General features: G+C 62.7%; 17 protein-coding genes and 1 pseudogene. 9 read left to right on the top strand and 9 right to left on the bottom strand.

Annotation, left to right across the window (positions count from 1 at the left end; all coding sequences use genetic code 11):
* Positions 1-42 precede the first annotated feature (42 nt).
* Both ACN9MU_RS09595 and ACN9MU_RS09600 read left to right on the top strand, forming a co-directional pair.
* Positions 43-444 (top strand): hypothetical protein, encoded by a 402-nt coding sequence (locus ACN9MU_RS09595; protein ID WP_426337204.1) that lies wholly within the window; start codon positions 43-45, stop codon positions 442-444.
* A gap of 353 nt (positions 445-797) precedes the next feature.
* A pseudogene (locus ACN9MU_RS09600) lies at positions 798-2,175 on the top strand (PLP-dependent aminotransferase family protein).
* Here ACN9MU_RS09600 and ACN9MU_RS09605 read toward each other — a convergent pair.
* A complete protein-coding gene (locus tag ACN9MU_RS09605; RefSeq protein WP_426344488.1) occupies positions 2,161-2,910 on the bottom strand; it encodes an FCD domain-containing protein in 750 nt (249 codons plus the stop codon). The pseudogene ACN9MU_RS09600 and the gene ACN9MU_RS09605 sit on opposite strands and share 15 nt — an antisense overlap.
* Before the next feature lie 81 nt (positions 2,911-2,991).
* Between ACN9MU_RS09605 and ACN9MU_RS09610 the strand changes: the two genes are divergently transcribed.
* A complete protein-coding gene (locus ACN9MU_RS09610; RefSeq protein WP_426170088.1) occupies positions 2,992-3,807 on the top strand; it encodes a DUF4019 domain-containing protein in 816 nt (271 codons plus the stop codon).
* Positions 3,808-3,817: 10 nt separating this feature from the next.
* Here ACN9MU_RS09610 and ACN9MU_RS09615 read toward each other — a convergent pair whose 3' ends face one another.
* The 7 genes from ACN9MU_RS09615 to ACN9MU_RS09645 are packed head-to-tail and all read right to left on the bottom strand — an operon-like array spanning position 3,818 to position 10,067.
* Entirely contained in the window at positions 3,818-4,462 is a 645-nt protein-coding gene (locus tag ACN9MU_RS09615; RefSeq protein WP_426344489.1) for a hypothetical protein, read from the bottom strand.
* Positions 4,459-5,163 carry a hypothetical protein gene (locus ACN9MU_RS09620; RefSeq protein ID WP_426337208.1) on the bottom strand — a complete coding sequence of 235 codons (705 nt, stop codon included), beginning with the start codon at positions 5,161-5,163 and terminating at the stop codon, positions 4,459-4,461. Before ACN9MU_RS09620 ends, ACN9MU_RS09615 begins: the two co-directional genes overlap by 4 nt.
* The gene (locus ACN9MU_RS09625) at positions 5,150-6,109 is read right to left on the bottom strand and encodes an AraC family transcriptional regulator ligand-binding domain-containing protein (RefSeq protein WP_426170094.1); all 960 of its coding nucleotides are present in this window, start codon (positions 6,107-6,109) and stop codon (positions 5,150-5,152) included. The genes ACN9MU_RS09620 and ACN9MU_RS09625 overlap by 14 nt, the downstream gene beginning before the upstream one ends.
* Positions 6,110-6,124: 15 nt before the next feature.
* Complete coding sequence (locus tag ACN9MU_RS09630) at positions 6,125-6,658, bottom strand: DUF2059 domain-containing protein (RefSeq protein WP_426321971.1); 534 nt, start codon at positions 6,656-6,658, stop codon at positions 6,125-6,127.
* Between the two features lie 11 nt (positions 6,659-6,669).
* Positions 6,670-8,271 (bottom strand): OmpP1/FadL family transporter, encoded by a 1,602-nt coding sequence (locus ACN9MU_RS09635; RefSeq protein WP_426344490.1) that lies wholly within the window; start codon positions 8,269-8,271, stop codon positions 6,670-6,672.
* A gap of 10 nt (positions 8,272-8,281) precedes the next feature.
* Positions 8,282-9,289 carry a transporter gene (locus ACN9MU_RS09640; RefSeq protein WP_426170100.1) on the bottom strand — a complete coding sequence of 336 codons (1,008 nt, stop codon included), beginning with the start codon at positions 9,287-9,289 and terminating at the stop codon, positions 8,282-8,284.
* A 10-nt stretch (positions 9,290-9,299) separates the two neighbouring features.
* Positions 9,300-10,067, bottom strand: a complete 768-nt coding sequence (locus ACN9MU_RS09645) for a C39 family peptidase (RefSeq protein ID WP_426170103.1) — start codon at positions 10,065-10,067, stop codon at positions 9,300-9,302.
* A gap of 450 nt (positions 10,068-10,517) precedes the next feature.
* Between ACN9MU_RS09645 and ACN9MU_RS09650 the strand changes: the two genes are divergently transcribed.
* From ACN9MU_RS09650 to ACN9MU_RS09665, 4 genes are read left to right on the top strand one after another with little or no spacing between them, the layout of a single operon-like run.
* Positions 10,518-11,030 (top strand): DUF6160 family protein, encoded by a 513-nt coding sequence (locus ACN9MU_RS09650; protein ID WP_090443139.1) that lies wholly within the window; start codon positions 10,518-10,520, stop codon positions 11,028-11,030.
* 43 nt (positions 11,031-11,073) lie between these two features.
* Complete coding sequence (locus ACN9MU_RS09655) at positions 11,074-11,865, top strand: hypothetical protein (RefSeq protein ID WP_426344491.1); 792 nt, start codon at positions 11,074-11,076, stop codon at positions 11,863-11,865.
* Positions 11,865-12,758, top strand: a complete 894-nt coding sequence (locus ACN9MU_RS09660) for a hypothetical protein (protein ID WP_426344492.1) — start codon at positions 11,865-11,867, stop codon at positions 12,756-12,758. The genes ACN9MU_RS09655 and ACN9MU_RS09660 overlap by 1 nt, the downstream gene beginning before the upstream one ends.
* On the top strand, positions 12,755-13,216 hold the full coding sequence (locus tag ACN9MU_RS09665; RefSeq protein WP_426170111.1) for a hypothetical protein: 462 nt from the start codon (positions 12,755-12,757) through the stop codon (positions 13,214-13,216). The genes ACN9MU_RS09660 and ACN9MU_RS09665 overlap by 4 nt, the downstream gene beginning before the upstream one ends.
* Here ACN9MU_RS09665 and ACN9MU_RS09670 read toward each other — a convergent pair.
* Positions 13,213-14,391 (bottom strand): MFS transporter, encoded by a 1,179-nt coding sequence (locus ACN9MU_RS09670; protein WP_426321983.1) that lies wholly within the window; start codon positions 14,389-14,391, stop codon positions 13,213-13,215. The two genes, ACN9MU_RS09665 and ACN9MU_RS09670, sit on opposite strands and share 4 nt — an antisense overlap.
* A gap of 55 nt (positions 14,392-14,446) precedes the next feature.
* Between ACN9MU_RS09670 and ACN9MU_RS09675 the strand changes: the two genes are divergently transcribed.
* The gene (locus tag ACN9MU_RS09675) at positions 14,447-15,160 is read left to right on the top strand and encodes a substrate-binding periplasmic protein (protein ID WP_426344493.1); all 714 of its coding nucleotides are present in this window, start codon (positions 14,447-14,449) and stop codon (positions 15,158-15,160) included.
* A gap of 4 nt (positions 15,161-15,164) precedes the next feature.
* Positions 15,165-16,661: a dipeptidase gene (locus ACN9MU_RS09680; RefSeq protein WP_426344494.1), complete on the top strand. Its 1,497-nt coding sequence runs from the start codon at positions 15,165-15,167 to the stop codon at positions 16,659-16,661.
* Positions 16,662-16,771: the final 110 nt, after the last annotated feature.

A 16,771-nucleotide genomic window follows, 5' to 3' on the forward strand; every position in this document is an offset into this window, starting at 1 on the left:
CTGAGGGTGTCTGTCAGGTGAGGTAAACGAAAAGGAACAGTTTTGAGCGACGCCGTATCTTACTGGGCCCCGATATGCGGGCTGGTTGCACAGCTTCGTTGCTGGATTCGCGTTGCATCGACATCCGGCCTCTCAACCGAAGAGGGGGATTGGGGGCAACTTCTGACGATACCTGTAGATGGCTACCTTGAAGGGCCAAATGGGCCATATCCCTTCCGCGATGTTCAATGGATCGAGTTATCAACGAATCGCATCAAAAGCGGCATGGCAGGCCATCCACTTCAATTCGTTGATATTAAAGACCAGATTCTTGAGCAGTTGCTGAACACGCGAGTCACATGGGAAATTCGTGAGTCCATATGGTCGGTACCGCGAATTTTTGAAGATCAGCCAGTGCAGGTTGTTCGAATCGTGAACCCAGTTAGCCCTGCGATGGCGCCGTGACGGGCCAAGAGCGGGTATTCGGTAGAATTCCAACTTAGTAGCTCGCTGCCGAGATCGGTCGGCACAGGCGTGCTTCGGGGCTGCGGGCGCCTACGGCGCGCCGATTTCTCTATTTCTCCTTCTCTTTCTCCCCCTTCTCTTTATCGTGATGCCATTTGATGGCGAAGAACATGCCCGTGCCGAACACGAGAACCTTGAACGTAACTAAGACAACTGGAATCCATTCCATCTTTTTTGCGTATTTGCGAATGCTGATCAGAGAGGAGAGAGTGCCAGCGATTGCTGCACGACCTGAGGCATACTACCCAAAAGCAATTTCCATACATTGAGACAAAATGTCCCAGTTGAAATCCATGCAAGATGAAAATTCGCCGATCTGGATGCCGCGCTTGGCTGTGCATGGCGGGCCGCGTTTTTTACAGATCGCGGATGCGTTGCAGGCAGCGGTAGAAGGCGGTTCGCTGAAACCGGGAGACCGCCTGCCTCCGCAGCGCCAATTGGCAGCACAGCTGGACGTCGACCTGACGACGATCACGCGCGCATACGACGAAGCCAGGCGCCGCCACTTGTTGGAGGGCCGCGGCGCTCGAGGCACCTATGTCGCGGCGCCGAAAGTTGAATTGGACTCCATCCTCGACCTGAGCATGAATACCCCGCCGCCGCCGGATGGCGTGGACTTTGACGACATGTTGAAACAGGGTTTGTCGCAAGTATTGATGAGGGCAGATAGTGAATTGCTGATGACTTACCACTTGGCCGGGGGGAAGCAACTCCGACCGCAAGGCTGGAGCCAAGTGGCTCGAACCGATGTTTGGACATCCGGATGCACGACAGCTAGTTGTCTGCCCGGGGGCGCAAGCGGCGATCGCCGCATTGATCCTTGCGCTGACGGAGCCTGGCGACGTTATCCTGGCAGAGCCAATGAGTTATCCCGGCTTGCGTGCCGCCGCGGCCCAATTCGGCCGGCGCATCATTGCGGTGGAAGCGGACAAGCACGGGATGGTGCCTGGGATGCTTGAGGAGGCGTGCCGCCAGCACAAGCCTGGGCTGGTGTACCTCAATCCGACTTTACAGAACCCGACCGCCGTCACTATTCCGGAACGCCGGCGCAAGGAGCTCGCCACCATCGCGAAGCGCTGCAATGTGCGCATCGTCGAGGACGATCCCTACTGGCTCCTTGCAGATAGCCCGCCACCGCCTATTGCCACATTTGCACCGGAACAGGTGTACTACATCTCAACCCTGTCGAAATGCCTGACGCCCGGCTTGCGTGTCGCCTTCGTGCTAATACGCGACCCGCACGAACGCGAACGTTTCCTGGTCGCGCTTAGATCATTTGCGCTGATGGTCGCTCCTCTGACGGCGGCACTGGCCACTCAGTGGATACTTTCCGGTTCGGCAGACGGATTGCTGGAAGGTGTGAGCAAGGAGGCGCGCCTGCGCCACTTGATGGCTCGGGATCTCCTGGCCGGGCGGTACAGCGGCGCAGGGGATGGCCTGCATGTATGGTTCGAGTTGCCGGCGTACTGGAACCCCTCGCAGCTTGTGCGTGCAGCCGAGAGCGAGGGCATTGCAGTCACGCCTGCAGAGGCATTTGCAATCGGCACCGGCTCTGTGAATGCAATCCGGATCTGTTTGGGTAGCATCAAGGATCGCGGGCGCTTGCAGGCCGGTCTTCAAAAGCTGTCGCACCTGCTTGCACGGCGGCCCGAAGTCTTACGCGCCGGCTGACAGCCGCCGCGTTGCCGCACTGCGGCGTTCTTCGTTCTTCAGGGTTTCGCGCATGGTCTGCTTGACGAAATCCAGGTGGTGGTGGGCAGCGTGTTCCGCCATATCCATCCTTCGTTCCCGTACCGCTTCCCAGATCGCGCGGTGCTGCACCTGAAGCTGCGCCCACAGTTCCGGGCGAGCCGTCAGGTATTCCAGGTTGCTCTGCACGTGGCCTTCCATCACCTTGTGTAGGCTGGAGCTCAAATGCCCGATCAGCACATTGTGCGAGGCCTCTGCAATCGCCTGGTGGAATTCCACGTCGGTCTTGATGCATTGCTCGAGGTCCTGCGTCGCCAACGCTCGCTCCAGTGACTCATGACATGCGCGGATGCGTTCGAAATCCTCTTCCGTTCCGCGCTCCGCCGCCAGTTGCGCGGCCTGGCCTTCCAGCATGTAGCGGAATTCGAGCATGTCGCCGTGGATATCCGGATGGTCTTTCAGCATCTGCTGCCACGGGTCGGTGAATGCCGCTTGCATCGAGTCGGTCACGAAAGTTCCGCCGCCGTGGCGCGTGATCAGCAGCCCCTTGGCCACCAGCGATTGCAGGGCGCCGCGCAGGGAGGGACGCGACACGCCCAGTTCCACTGCCAGTTCGCGCTCGGACGGTAGGCGGTCGCCAGGCTTCAGCGAACCTTCGAGGATACGGGTTTCCAGTTCAGTGGCGACGACATCGGACAGGCGTGGGGCGGATGGCATGGCGGCTCGCAGCTTAATGGTCAGACGGCCGGATGCTACCACAATTGACCTTTTGTCGCGCCGTGCTCTATATTGCAATGCATGATTGATTTCCTGATACTCCTGTCCGCAGCTGCGGCGACGCCTGACAGTATTGGCTACCCCAGCGCCGCAGCAGCATTGGAGACCCTGAAAGCACGCAGCGACGTGGCGATCACGGAGGAGGGCGGCTGGACTGTCGCAGACGATAAAGCGAGCCATACGTTGTGGTCCTTCACCCGGGCCGGGCATCCTGCCCATCCTGCGGCAGTCCGGCGCACGGTGGTTGTGGAAAACGGCCAGGCATCGATCAGGATGAATGCACTATGCCAGGCAAAGCGCGAAGCCTGTGACAGCATGCTGGAAGAATTCCGCCGCATGAACGCGGCGCTTCAGCAGTCCCTGGCGCCACCAAAGGCTGTGAGTGCGACGCCAGCATGGCAACCGACAGCCTCCCAGAAAACCCGCGTCGAGGCGCTGAGCAAGGCCTACTTTACGGAGAAGGATGCGGCGCGCTATGCCGAGGCATGGGCGCGCCTTGGCGCCGGCTTGCGGCAGCAGTGGACGTTTGAGGAATGGCGCGATGCCATGGCGGCGAGCGCTGCACGGGCAGGCAGTGTGCAACAGCGTGACCTGAAGAAAGTTACGATCTATCGCAGCTCGCAAAGCGGCGCGCCTGGCACCTATGCAGCGGTGGATTTCACGGGCCGTTTCACCAATGCCGAGACCTACTGCGGCTACCTGGTCTGGAGCGAGCAGGCGGACGGCAGTTTCCTCCTGATGCGGGAGGAAGAGAACTATATTTACAACGAAACCGCGGCGCGGCTGACGGCCGAACAACGCTTGAAAATGAAGGGAGTGTTTCGCTGCGCGGAGTAATAGCGGCCCATTACCTGGCCGCTTGCGCACGCAGGGCTTCCAGCGTGCGCGGGAGGCTGCGCTTGCTCATCATCTCGACGATCCAGCCGAAGCCGTATGGCACCGGTCCCGGGTCGGCATAGACATGATATTCAACCAGCGTCTTGCCGCTTTCGCCGGGGATCGGCGTGAATAGCCAGTAGCCGGCGGTGTCGGCAATGGTGTCTGCGGGCGCAAGGCCGGTTGGCACCAGCTGCCATGCGAGTTTGCATTGGGTGGCGTCGGGCTGCTGTTGCTGCTCCAGTCGCAGGCGGTACTTCTTTTGCTGTCCCAGTGGCAGGTCGAGTGTCATGTCGACCAGGACGTAGCCGTCTCCTTCGCCAACCGGCAGCGCGCTCTTTGTATTGGGCATGTAAGAGGAATAGGCGGCGTAGTCCTGAACCATCGCGCACAGGCGCGGGACGGGAGCTGCGACCAGCGTCCAGGCAGTGAAGGCTTTGCCGGGCAGGCCGTGACTTGGAGCCTCAGCCACATGGACAATATTGCCCGACAGGGCGGACACCGCAGGTGCCAGAGGCTCTGCGCCTGTTGCCGCCATCGCGGGCAGGGCGACAGCCAGGGCCAGCCAAGGCGCGCGATGCAGGCGCTTTGCGACGGGGCGGACGGCGCGGTTCATCGCTTGAGCGCCATCGTGATGACGGTACCGGTCAGGTCGATGCCCCTGATCGAGATGCTGCCGAAGCTCGGTCCACTGCCCGCGGCGCCATGCACGCGGATGTTGTTGAAATTGATTTCTCCGATCGTGGTCGGAAGGTTCAGCGACAAGGAGCCGTCGGGATTCACGGTGGTCGCCGCGCGGTTCGGCGCGTACACCACGTTATTCACGCTGACATCGGAGTCAATCATGCCAAGCACCGGATTCACCAGCTTGGCCAGGTCTCCGCTCACTTCCACGCCGTTACGTTTCAACTGATCGCGTACCTGGCGCACCAGGTCTTCATCAAGCCCTTGGGCTGTCACGGCGTCGAGTTCACTTTCCGCCAGTGCCGCAAACGAGCCCTCGCGGGGCACGATTGCAGCCGGGGCGCTGATGGTGACGGGGGCTGTAGCCAGCGTTTCGGCGGCATACGCCTCCAGTGGAGCGAAAATCGCCCCGATCAGCGCCGCCGCCATGCGCACGCGGCGCTGCTTGCGCAGGATGTCCTGCACATGCTGGTGCGTGACAAGCTCCCACTCGGCGAAAATTTCGCCGAGCCGCTGGCCGGTTTGCCGCTGATGTTCGATCGCGCTCTGAAGCTGTTCTTCGGTGACCAGCTTGTGCTTGACCAGCAATTGGCCAAACAGTTGCGCAGGATGCTCCGGTTTATACCATGCCATGTTTTTCTCCGTGATTGGCCAGGTCGGAAGGCGTCATGCCGAACCAGCGCTTGCAGGCCCTGTAGAATGCGCTCGGTTCGGAAAAGCCCAGTTGGAAGCTGAGCATCTTCAGCGACAGTTCGCCAGCTTCAAGCGATTGCCGCGCCAGCGCGCGCCGGGTGTCGTCGACCACATTGGAAAAGCTGGTGCCTTCCTCGGCCAGGCGGCGCTGCAAGGTGCGCTCGCTCATGGCCAGCAAGCCGGCGACGGCGTCGCGATGCGGCGGCCCTTTCGGCAGCAGCGAGGCGAGGATCTCTTGCACACGGGCTGTGAATGCAGGCGGCTGCGCTTCGGCCAGTTGGGCCAGGATAGGCTTGGGGCCGGGCAGCGGCATGCCGCCGTTGGGCAGCGCCGCCACCATGTCCGCGTCGGAAAACTCCATCACATTGTGCGGCCGGTTGAAATACACCGGGCAGCCGAAGGTATTTTCGAAGAATGCCGAATTGGCCGGTTCCGGGAAGGCGTATTCCACCTTCACCGGCACGGCGTCGTCGCGGCCGGAGGCACAGCGCAGGGTGCGCAGCAGCACGCACCAGACGAAGTCGTAGCGCTGGCGCGGCACCACGCGCTGCAGGCCGGGCAGCAGGATACCGACGCGCGTATGGCCGTGACAGCGCTCGATCGTGCTTTGCACGGTCGGCGACAACAGCATGATGTGCCCCATCACGCCCAGCCAGCCCAGGCGATGCGGGGTAGAGACTTTCAGGCCGATCAGCGGATCGCCCGAATGTTCAACCACCAGCTCCCACAGGTGGCTGAGTTTATCCGACAGCGTCAGCGCGTCGCAGGCCAGGCCATCGCCTTCATTCAGGCCAGCTTGCTCGAACAGCGCTTCCGCTTCAACGCCGGAATGGGAAAGGCGCGATTTCACACCGCGCACCAGGTGAAGAGCCGAGGAATAGCTCATGGCCTGTTCTCCCGGTCAGGGCGACACCGCACTACGAAGGCGCATGCCGATGCGCTGCTGCAGTTCCTGCAGCTTGGGATCCATCACGGCACGCGTATCGGCGGCAACCCCTTCGCCCAGCTTCTTCTGCAGCTCGGGCACCATGCCTTCGAACTTTTTCTTCACCGGCGATTCGAGAATGGTGATGATCTGGCGCAGTTCCTCCTCCGTGAAGCGTTCGGCCAGCATCGGGGCCACCGTGGTGCCGACCAGTTTCTGCGCGCTGGCCTGCGCCAGCGGCTTGTTCTCGTCCATGAACTGGCGGGCATCGGCCACGATCTCCTTCAGCGCGGCATCGCGCTTTTCCGGCGATACGCGGCCCTGCAGCACGGCGCGCGCCTGCTGCACCGCATCGCCTACCGGCGCCTGCAGCATCGATTCCCCGATGGTTTCCGGGTGCCAGAGCTGCAGCACGCGGTTGACCAGCTCCTGTTTCGCGGCCGGTACCGGCGCCGCATGCACCGTGCCCCCGATGGCCAGGGCGGCGATCATTGTCGCGAGTTTTTTCATCTCAAACGCTCCTAGAAATGTTCAACAAGACTGAATCCGGCGTACCGGACCTTGATATCGCCAGCCACGTCCTGGCCGGCATATGGGTTGTAAATGATGTTGAGGAATTTGCTGCTGTTCATGTTGTCCGACGATTCGGCCGGCGCATTGAACTTGCCCGTCATGTAGGAGGCGGCCAGGTTCAGCTCATACTTCTTGCTGAGACGCCAGTTCAGGCCCACGCTATACAGCTTGGTATCCGGCAGCGGCGCGATCAGGTCGATCTTGTTGGCCGGGACCGAGGTCTTGCGCGGTTCGTAGCCCAGGCGCAGCGCCACGCCTTCGAACGGGAACAACTGCAGGCCGTAGCCCATATTCAGCACGCTCTTGTAGCCGCGCGGGATCTTCAGCTTGGTCGAATCCGGAACGCCGTACAGGCGCGCCACTTCCAGCAGCTTGATGCTCTGGTCGAATTCGAACACCAGCTGGTTCCAGTCGCTCCAGCGCGCGTAGCTGGCGTCCACGTTCAGCTGCACGTAGCGCACCGGCTTGAATTTGACGCCGACCTGCAGGTGCGCAGGGAAGGGGATGCTGGCCGACATGTAGCCGTGCTGGACTTCCGGGATCGACTGCGGCAGGCCGAGGATGGCGCCTGCCACGGGGCCGAACAGGCTGGAATTGAGGCCTTTAACGAAATTGCGCAGCATCGGCTCGGTCTCGAAGGTGTAATGCCCGGTATAGCGGGTCTTCGAGCCGCCCTGGTAGACCGCGCCCAGCGCGAACCACGGCTGCGGTTCCCACAGCACGCCCAGGTTCAGCGTCGGGTCGACCGGCGAGGTCATTTCCAGCCGCATCGCCGCAGCCTTCTTGAACGGATTGACCATGCCGGCCTTGCCGCCGCCGCACAGGCCGAAGCCGAAGGTGTCGATGATGTTGCCGCCTTCTTCCGGGCACCAGCCTTCCTGCAGCTTGCCGAAGATGCCCAGCAACTGGTTGGGGAAGCGCATATGCGTATCGACCACGAAGGCCGAGTGCGCGATCGGCACGGCGGCGCCGAAGCGCAGCGTGTCCGAATACTTGTAGCCGACGGCTGGCGAGGCCCACACCAGCCTTTGCAACTGGATCTGGCGCCCGTCGAAGCGGCCCGGGTCTTCCGGGTCCTTGGTGCGGTCAAGGCTGATCGCCTGCGCCATGTAGGAATTGGTGGCGAAAGTCCACGGCGAGCCCGGATTATTCCAGGCGAAGCCGAAAGTCGGCACCACCACCCCGGGCAAGCGCCAGCCCGGCATGCCGTAAGTCGGCACATACATCGCTTGCCGCATCGGCCCGGTGTGGGTGCCGCTGAGCGGATCGTCCTTCCATCCGCCGATATCGAAGCCGGCCGGCGCCGAGAAGCCGGCGCGGGCGCGGATCGAGGCGCCGAACGCCGTGTGCTGCATGCTGTCGCCCTGCAGGCGCGCCAGTCCTGCAGGATTGAAGTGCACCGAGTCGATGCCGGGCGGGTCTGCCGTCACGGCGTTCCCGAGCGACATGGCCACCACGCTGGTGGTCAGGTTTTCCACCAGCGCGGCATGCGCGGGCAGAACGTGGGCAAGCGCTGCGGCACATGCCGCCAGGCGGAGCGGGGCTCGCATTGCTGCCTCGTCAGAATGCCAGCGGCAGGTTCAGGCCCACCGAGAAGTTAGGCGAGTCGCTGGTCAGGCCGATGCCAACCGACATATTGACGGTGTTCTTCGGCGACATGCGGTAGCCCATGCCGAAGTTCAGGATGGCCGAGGTTTGCGTATTGGTGCGCACGTTCAGGCCGTCGGCAAAACGCAACTTCGCGCCCTGCGAGATCGCGCCCTGGAAGGACATCGTTGTAGAAATGCCATACGACAGGGCATAGGCGAAGCCCATGCCGAAGCCGAACTGTGTGCCCGGCGCCACACGCGTCAGCACGCGGGTGCCGTTGGCCTGGTGCAGGCCGGTAGCCTGGCTGCTGGCGGTCAGCGACAGGGAGCCGAACAGCGCCACCGGATCGACGATGCGGTTGACGTTCATGCCCAGCGACAGCGAAGCGACACCGCTGCCGGTTGCTTCGCCGCTGCCGGCGATGATCTTGAACGGGCTGCGCCCGGTGGGCAGGCGCAGGTTGCTGGTGGCGGTGAAGTTGGCGCGGTCGCGCCGTGCTTCCCACGGCTGGTAGCGGGCGCCGATGGCGATGTCGCCCAGCGAGAATGAGGTGTTGTTGCCGTTGCGCGACTCGGCGAACTTGCCGATCACGGGCAGGGTCACGTTGGCGGTCAGGTTGTCCCACACGCCGTAGTCGACCGACAAGGTGTTGGTGACCACGTGGGCCGATACGTTCTCGATTTCGAACAGGGTCAGGCCGTCGGCCGCGATGTCGGTGACGATTTTTTCCTGGCCGATGTAGGTGTAGTTCAGGTCATAGGTGTATTGCGATTTGCCTTTGCGGATCAGGGAATACTGCTTATCGACTGCGGTAAGGGTTTCCTTCAGCAGGGCGCTCTGGTCGCCTTCGCCTTCCTTCTTCGCCAGCGCGTCGCGTGCGGCGGCGGTGGTGTTGGCTGCCGTGCTTTCCTGCGCGCCGGCGGTCGAATGCACCAGCAGGGCGGTGGCAAGCATGAATGGCAGGTACTGATATTTCATTCGCGTTTCCTTATTGACGGTGCATCCAGGTGCGGGCCGGGCCGGAGTTGACGGCACGTTCCAGCAGTTGCGTGGTGTTGTTGAAGGGATCGAGCTGGCCATGGTTGGTGACGCGGTCCATGTCGACCACGCCCAGTTCCTGGTCATTCAGCGCCAGTTGTGCCGGCGCTTTCTGTCCGGCCGGCGCGGACAGGATGAATAGGGTGTTCTTGTCCCACAGCGTGGCAAATTCCTCTACCGAGAAGGCCAGGTTGCCGGCGGAGGGATCGGCGATGAAGACCACGCCATTGCGAATGCCGCGCAAGACCACGAAGTGCTTGGCGCCGGCATAGTCGATCGGCACGATGGCCGGTTCTTCCAGCGTCAGCAGGTCTTTTACTTCGGCCTTGTAGCCGGCGGCGGGCACGTTGAGCGAAGCGGCGTAGCGCTTCATGTCCAGCAGCGAAAAGCCGCGGCGCTCGATGATCTTTTCCTTCTCGCCCTTTTCCAGCATGCCTTCCATGGCTTGCTGCTCGGTGACGTCGAGGCCGAGGTGGAACTTGAGGATGGTGACCAGGGCCGCCGAACCGCAGCTGTAGTCATAGGCCTGGCGCACGATGTGGCGGTACTTGAGTTCGGAGAACGGCTCCATGCTCACGGCCTGCGAATAGCTGCCGCCGCCCAGCATGGTTTGCGGCATCTCGTACTGGCCTTTGGGACGCTCCTGCACCTCGTGGCGGGAGAGGGCGGCGGAACCGCCAATCAGGGCGGCCAGGACCCCCATCAACAGCATCAGCATGGCAGCTCCCGATCGTTGGGGTAAGCGCTGCCCTTGCGCGTCGCGCGCGCGTCGAATCCTGCTCCCATGGCGTCTCCAATGTAATTTGGACGAACGTTCGTCCTTGCTCTTTTGTTATTTATTTACGCACGTTTCGTGGCTTGCACGATGCATAAAAATTAGATGCACACCTCTACTTCGCACCCGAAAACTTATGCTAAAGCGAGCAACATGCGCACAACAGCGCTCTTCCTCTGTGTGGCTCCCCAGGACAATTGTTTGGCCTGTGCGGTCAGTGTGAAACGCTAGACCCTGTGCGGCGGCGCCACCTATCATAAATTTAATTAATATTCGAACAATATTAAGACGGCGCTTCGCCAACCCGGGCTTACCAGGCCAGGGGCCGGCAAGGAGGCGCAACAGGTGCAGCAAGCAAACCAAATTATTCTTATTCGAACGGAGATCAACGATATGAAACGCATTACCACCGCTGTAGCAATCGCCCTGTCCACCCTGGCCCTGTCCGCATCCGCAATGACCCCGATCAAAGACGCAGAACTGAGCGCAGTTACCGGCCAGGACGGCGTGTCGATCGGCGCCAACCTGAACGTCAAAGTCGAATCCTTCGTCTACACCGACACCGACGCTCTGGATGCCAACGGCCTGGGCGGCGGTTCGGTGAGCTTCAACGGCATCAAGGTCAATGGCCTGATCGCTGCCACCATCGACATCCTGTCGCGTAACTCCTTCCTGCAGGCTGCCGGCGCTGCCGGCGTGACCAACCCAGGCACCTTCTACAACCCGGCAACCGGCGGCGACGTGGTGCAGATCGCGATCCCGGCCGACGTGCAAGTGGCAGCAGGCAAACTGCTGAACATCTCCGTTGACGCAATCAAGATGGGCGGCAGCAATGCTTCCTACGGTTCGATGGCCATGAACCAGCTCGACCTGCGCGGCACCCAAGTGTGGATCTGGGCACACTGATCGCAATAGCGGCCGTGGGAGCGGCCGCTTTGCGAAGTTCCTGATGATGGAATCCCGTCTCTTTGCGGCCGCCCTCGCGGCCGCCTTTTTCTGCGCACCGGCTTCTGCGCAACTGCGGCCCATGAGCGACGACGACCTGTCGCGCGCGCGCGGGCAGGGCTTGCTGGCAGTGAGCAACAGCACGCTTGGCGGCTTCGATTTCACGCGCATCGCGCTGGACGCGGACGTGGAAATGAATGCGAGCTTGCGTAACATTCGCCTTGGCGATTACCGCTTTCCTTCGCGTGAGGGGACGGGCGCCGATATCGACATGCCGGCCCTGCAGTTCGGGCAGAACGGCAGCAAGGTTTCGATCACCAATCCGTATTTCGAAGTCGTGTACCGCAACACGGGCGATGCCAATGCGCCACGCGAAGTGGTGGGCATGCGCATGGGCTTCGACAGCATAAAGGGCGACGTGGGCCTGAAGGTGAACGGCCTTTCCGGTTCGCTGCTGGTCAGCGGCGTGGACGCGAACGGCCAGCCGGCTACAATCGATTCGCATACCGATGCCGGCGGCGGCAAGCGCTGGGATGGCGCCAGCTCCCTGGCCGGCGTGCGCGCAGGCGACGCTTCGGGGCCGAGCCGCGATTTCTGGATTTCCGTGCTGAAGTCGGGCGTGCAGTTCCAGGCGCCGAGCGGCACCACGCAGATGCCTGATGCCGCGCAGTCGGGCGTCTGGCTCAATTGGCGCGACAAGCTGGTGTCGCTCACCAACCTGCCCGCGGCGCAAGTCCCGGCGCCCGTGGCCCCTGCAGTGACGCTGGCTGCGCCAACCGTGTCGGTGGGGCGCTGATGCAGCGTGCACGCCGCTCCTCGCTGGCTGCAGCCCCCGCGGCCACTGCCAGGGCCGCGCTTGTATGCTGGGCGCTGGTGCCTGCGCTGGTGCTGGCTGACGGCCTGCGCCCGCTGAACGACAGCGCGCTGTCGGACGTGCGGGGGCGCGATGGCGTCAGCTTCGACCTGAACGGCTTTTCCATGAATGGCGACATGCGCGTGACCTATACGCGTCCGGACGGCGCCAGCATCTGGGCCGGCAACCCCAGCGCATCGCGCAGCGACAGTGCGACGCCGTTCTCCGATCCCTACCGCTTCGACATCGTGCGCAGCACCAATGGCCTGGCCGACGTCGCGCAGTTCTCCTTGCCGCAAAATGCCAACGGCGAACAGAAATGGCAGCTTGCCTTCGACTTTGGCGTGAATGCCGACGGCATCGACCGCGATGGCGGTTCCATCGTGGCAAGCGACCTGGCCTTGTATGGCGGCGGCTGGCAATTCTCCACGCCACGCACGCAGGACGGCCTTGCCCTTGGCGTAGCGATGCGCATGGACATCGGACAGTGGGCAATGCGCCCGAACGGCCGCGCCAATACGTTGGGCCAAATGGCGCTGGATAACATCCGCATCGGCGCCACCGACGAAAACGGCAACTTCACCGGCCAGCCCTGGATGATTGCCGACGTTGCGCGCCAGCCCGCCCTGGTCAATGCCCTGGCTGACGAGAACGGCCCGCGCCTGCACATCGGCATCGGCGCGCCGGATGCGCAGTACGGCACCGGCCAGGCAGCCAGCGGGGGCATTGAAATCGGCAAGATCAGCTTCACCTCGCCCAGCGGCAACGTGGACCTGGGTTCTTCCCGCATCGGCAATATCCAGATCAACTACCTCGATATCAAATTCCGCCAATGACGAGACTTGCCCCGCTATTGCTGCTGGTCCCGGCCTTGCTGCAGGCCGCACCCTCCCGTCCGCTCGACGACAGCGAGCTTTCCGGCGTCAGCGCCCGCGACGGCATCAGCTTTGCCGCCCATGTGGTAGTGAACGATCCGACCCTGGTTGGCGCCGTGACCGACAGCCGCCTGTCGCTGGGCTTCCACGATGGCGGCCAGCCGCGCTACATCGTGCTGCGCAATGTGCGCGGCACGGTCGACATGTTTGCCATCGGCCTGAACGTACAAGCCCGCCCCGACGGCAGCGGCGATTACATCGCCATCACGCTGCCGTCGCAAATGCGCTACACAAACTTCGGCTTCGAATCAATGAGCGTGCAGAACGACCCCAACGCCGCCGTCACCGGCAACCTTGGCAGCGTCAATATCAACGGCAACCTGCAGATGCAGGGCGAGTTCCGCATGTGGGCGCATTAATCGCGGCGCTCGGTCGCGAACAGCAGTAGCGCCAGCAAGGGAAACAGCAGCCCCGCCACCAGCACGCCGTTCCAGCCGTAGCGGGCCCAGGTCCAGCCGCCAAGCCACGAGCCGAAGGCTCCGCCGGCGAAGAATATCGAGATATACAGGCCATTCAGGCGGCTGCGCATTTCCGCGCCCAGTGCGAAGATGGCGCGCTGGCCGACGACCAGGTTGCCCGAAGCGCCCATGTCCAGCACGATCCCGCACAATACCAGCAGCACCAGCGTGAACTCTCGGCCGCCATGCAGCAGGAGCGGCGCGCCAAAAGCTGCCGCAGCGGCCAGCAGCGCCATCAGGGTGGTCGAGCGGCTCTTGCCCTGGTCGGCGCGCCGGCCGGCGATCGGCGAGGCGATCGCACCTGCCACGCCAAGCAGCGCAAAGATTGCGATGCCGGTTTGCGAAAGGTTGAAGGCGGGGCTGGCCAGCACCAGCGGCACCGTGGTCCAGAACAGGCTGAAGGCGGCGAACATGCAGGCCTGGTAGGCCGCGCGCCGGCGCAGCACAGGCGTGGTGCGCAGCAGCGTCCACATGGAGGCTAGCAATCCGCCGTAGCGGTAGCCGCCCTCCGGCCGGCGCTGCGGCAAGCGTAGTTGCAGCACCACGGCCAGCACCGCGATGGCAGCAGTGGAGATGAAGAAGATTGCATGCCAACCCAGCGCGTCGGTCACCAGGCTTGATACCGGCCGCGCCAGCATGATCCCCAGCAGCAGCCCGCTCATTACCGTGCCCACCGTCTGGCCACGATGTTCCGGCGCCGACAGGTGGGCGGCAAACGGCACCAGAACCTGCGCTGCCGCCGAACATAGCCCGATGAAGAAGGCCGCCGCGAGGAAGGTGGCGGCATTGCCGGCCATCGCTGCGCCGAGCAGCGCCAGCGAGGTTGCGCCCAGCAGCGTCACGGTCAGGCGGCGGTTTTCCAGCAGGTCGCCCAGGGGCACGATGAACGCCAGCCCAAGGCAGTAGCCGATCTGCGTCAGCGTGACGATCAGGCCCGCGGCGCCGGGTTCGATCCCGGTGGCGCGGCTGATCGGGCCCACCAGCGGCTGCGCGTAATACAGGTTGGCGACTATCAGGCCGCTGGCGACAGCCAGCAGCAGGATCATGGCTGGGGTGATGTGGTGCTCTTGTTTCATGGCGCAGCAGGATAGCACCGAAACAAAAAGCCTGCTGGTGGGTTAATATTTCCAAATGAAAGCCATTTCCGCCATCGTGTTCTCCCTGCTGACCGCTGCTTCGGCGCGTGCCGAAAAAGTGGTCATGCTGGTCGATACCGGCACTGAAATGCCGATGGCGGATATCCGCGGCGGCGAAGTCGTTGGCGGCATCCACAAGGATCTGGCAGAAGCGCTTGCGCAAAAAATGGGCCGCACGGCGGTTACGCTGGCGATGCCGCGCAAGCGCATCTCGATGGCGCTCGAATCGGGGCAGGGCGACGTTCTGTGCATGTACCTGCCCGAATGGCTGCAGGGGCGCTTCGGCTGGACGCAAGCCTTCATGCCGCAGACTGAAACAGTCATTACCTCGCGGACTGTGGCGCAGCCGCAAAGCCTGCTTGAACTGTGGGGCCAGCCGATCGGCACCGTGCTTGGTTTCCAGTATCCCGAAATGGAAAAGGCGATGGGCACCGGCTTCGTGCGCGCCGACGCGCACTCCAACCTGGCCAACCTGCGCAAGCTGGCAGCCGGCCGCCTGCGCCACGTCGCCACCATCAAATCGTTTTACGATTACCAGCTGCACAGGGGCGAGAAGATCAACGTCCATGAACCGCTGGCAGTGCGCAGCTACTATACGCGCTGCGCCGTGTCGGAAAAGGGCCGCGTGGCCCTGGCCGAGGTCGACGCCGCCATCACCCAGCTGGTGCGCGAAGGCGCCATCAACAAAATCCTGTCCAACTACCAATAGCACAATGATCAAGAGACTTGCACTAGCCACCACGCTGGCCTTTGCCACCGCCCATGCCGCAACGCCTCTCAGCAGCGACGCCACGGCCGCCGCGCGCCATGCCCGCCAGGCTTACGGGGAAAAAGTGATCGACAGCCTGGCCAATATGGTCAGCTTCAATACCGTGGCAGACGACAAGGTACCGTTCGAGAAGAACCCCCAGCACATCGGCTTCAAGCGCTTCATCAAGGAAGAAGCCAGGCACCTGGGACTCGATTTCACCGACCATGGCTACATCATGGTGGTCGGCCTGGGAGAAGGCAAGGAGCGGGTTGGCGTGATCACCCACGGCGATGTTCAGCCGGTCGACCCGAGCAAGTGGAAGCAGTCGCCATTCAAGCTTGACCGCACCAGCGAACCAGGCTTGCTGCTGGGACGCGGCACCGAGGATGACAAGGGCCCGATCGCCACCGCCATGTATGCGATGAAGGCGATCAAGGACCGCAATGTGCCGTTGAAAAAACGCATCGAACTGTATATCTACATGGCCGAGGAGTCGGACTGGGCGCAGCTGGAAGCGTTCCTCAAGACCCATACGCCGCCGCAGACCAACATCACCATCGACGCCGAGTATCCAGCGGTGACGGCCGAAAAGGGTTGGGGCGCCGTGCGCGTGACCTTGCCGGACATGGCGCCGGCGCCGGGCAGCGGGGCGCTGGTGACAAGCTTTACCGGCGGTTTCTTCGACAGCCAGATCCCGGAAGATGCGCGCGCCGTGATCGACAATGCCGATGCCGCGCTGGAGACGGCGATCCGGACCCGCGCCGCGCAGCAAAAAGGCATGCGTTACCAGTACGCGTGGCAGGGAACGCGACTGACCGTCACCGCCAAGGGCCTGGCCGCGCATTCTTCCAAGCCGGAGGACGGCGTGAACGCCATCGCCATGCTGGCCGATGCGCTGGACGTGCAGCACTGGGGCGCCAGCCAGGCCGGCATGATGGTCGATTTCGTCAACGACATGATCGGCACCGGCCTGCAAGGTGAGAAGTTCGGCAAGATTGCCTACAGCGATGACTTCATGGGGCCGATGACGGTAGCGCCGACCACGTTGAAGGCAAGCGACAAGGGGCTGGTCCTGGGCATCAACCTGCGCCGCCCGCGCGGAAAAACAACAGCCCAGCTGACGGCGGAAATCAATGAGGCCTTTGACGCCTGGAAGGCGGAAAACCAGCCGCGCGCGACCCTGGCCGCGCAGATCGGCGAGCCTTGGGTGCAGGACAAGGCGCCGCAGTTGCCAACCCTGATGAAGGTGTTCTCGCACTACACCGGCATCAAGGATCCCCAGCCGATCGCCATTGGCGGCGGCACCAACTCGCGCCTGTTCCCGCGTGCAGTGAGCTTCGGCCCGACCATGCCGGGCAAAGTCTATACCGGCCACTCGGAGCATGAGTTCATAACGGAAAAGCAATTACTTCTCAACCTGGAAATGTACACCGCAGTCCTGGTCGAGCTGGCGAAGTAAATGTCGACATTGTTGGCGAAACGAGTATTGCTTTACGGCAGCAAATGACCTTACCATGGGCAACAAGGCTTTCGCACCGGAAGCCTTCAGCCCATGCCTGGCTGCGCTAC

It is taken from the genome of Pseudoduganella sp. R-32 (assembly GCF_049913245.1).
Classification (GTDB): Bacteria; Pseudomonadota; Gammaproteobacteria; order Burkholderiales; family Burkholderiaceae_D; genus Rugamonas.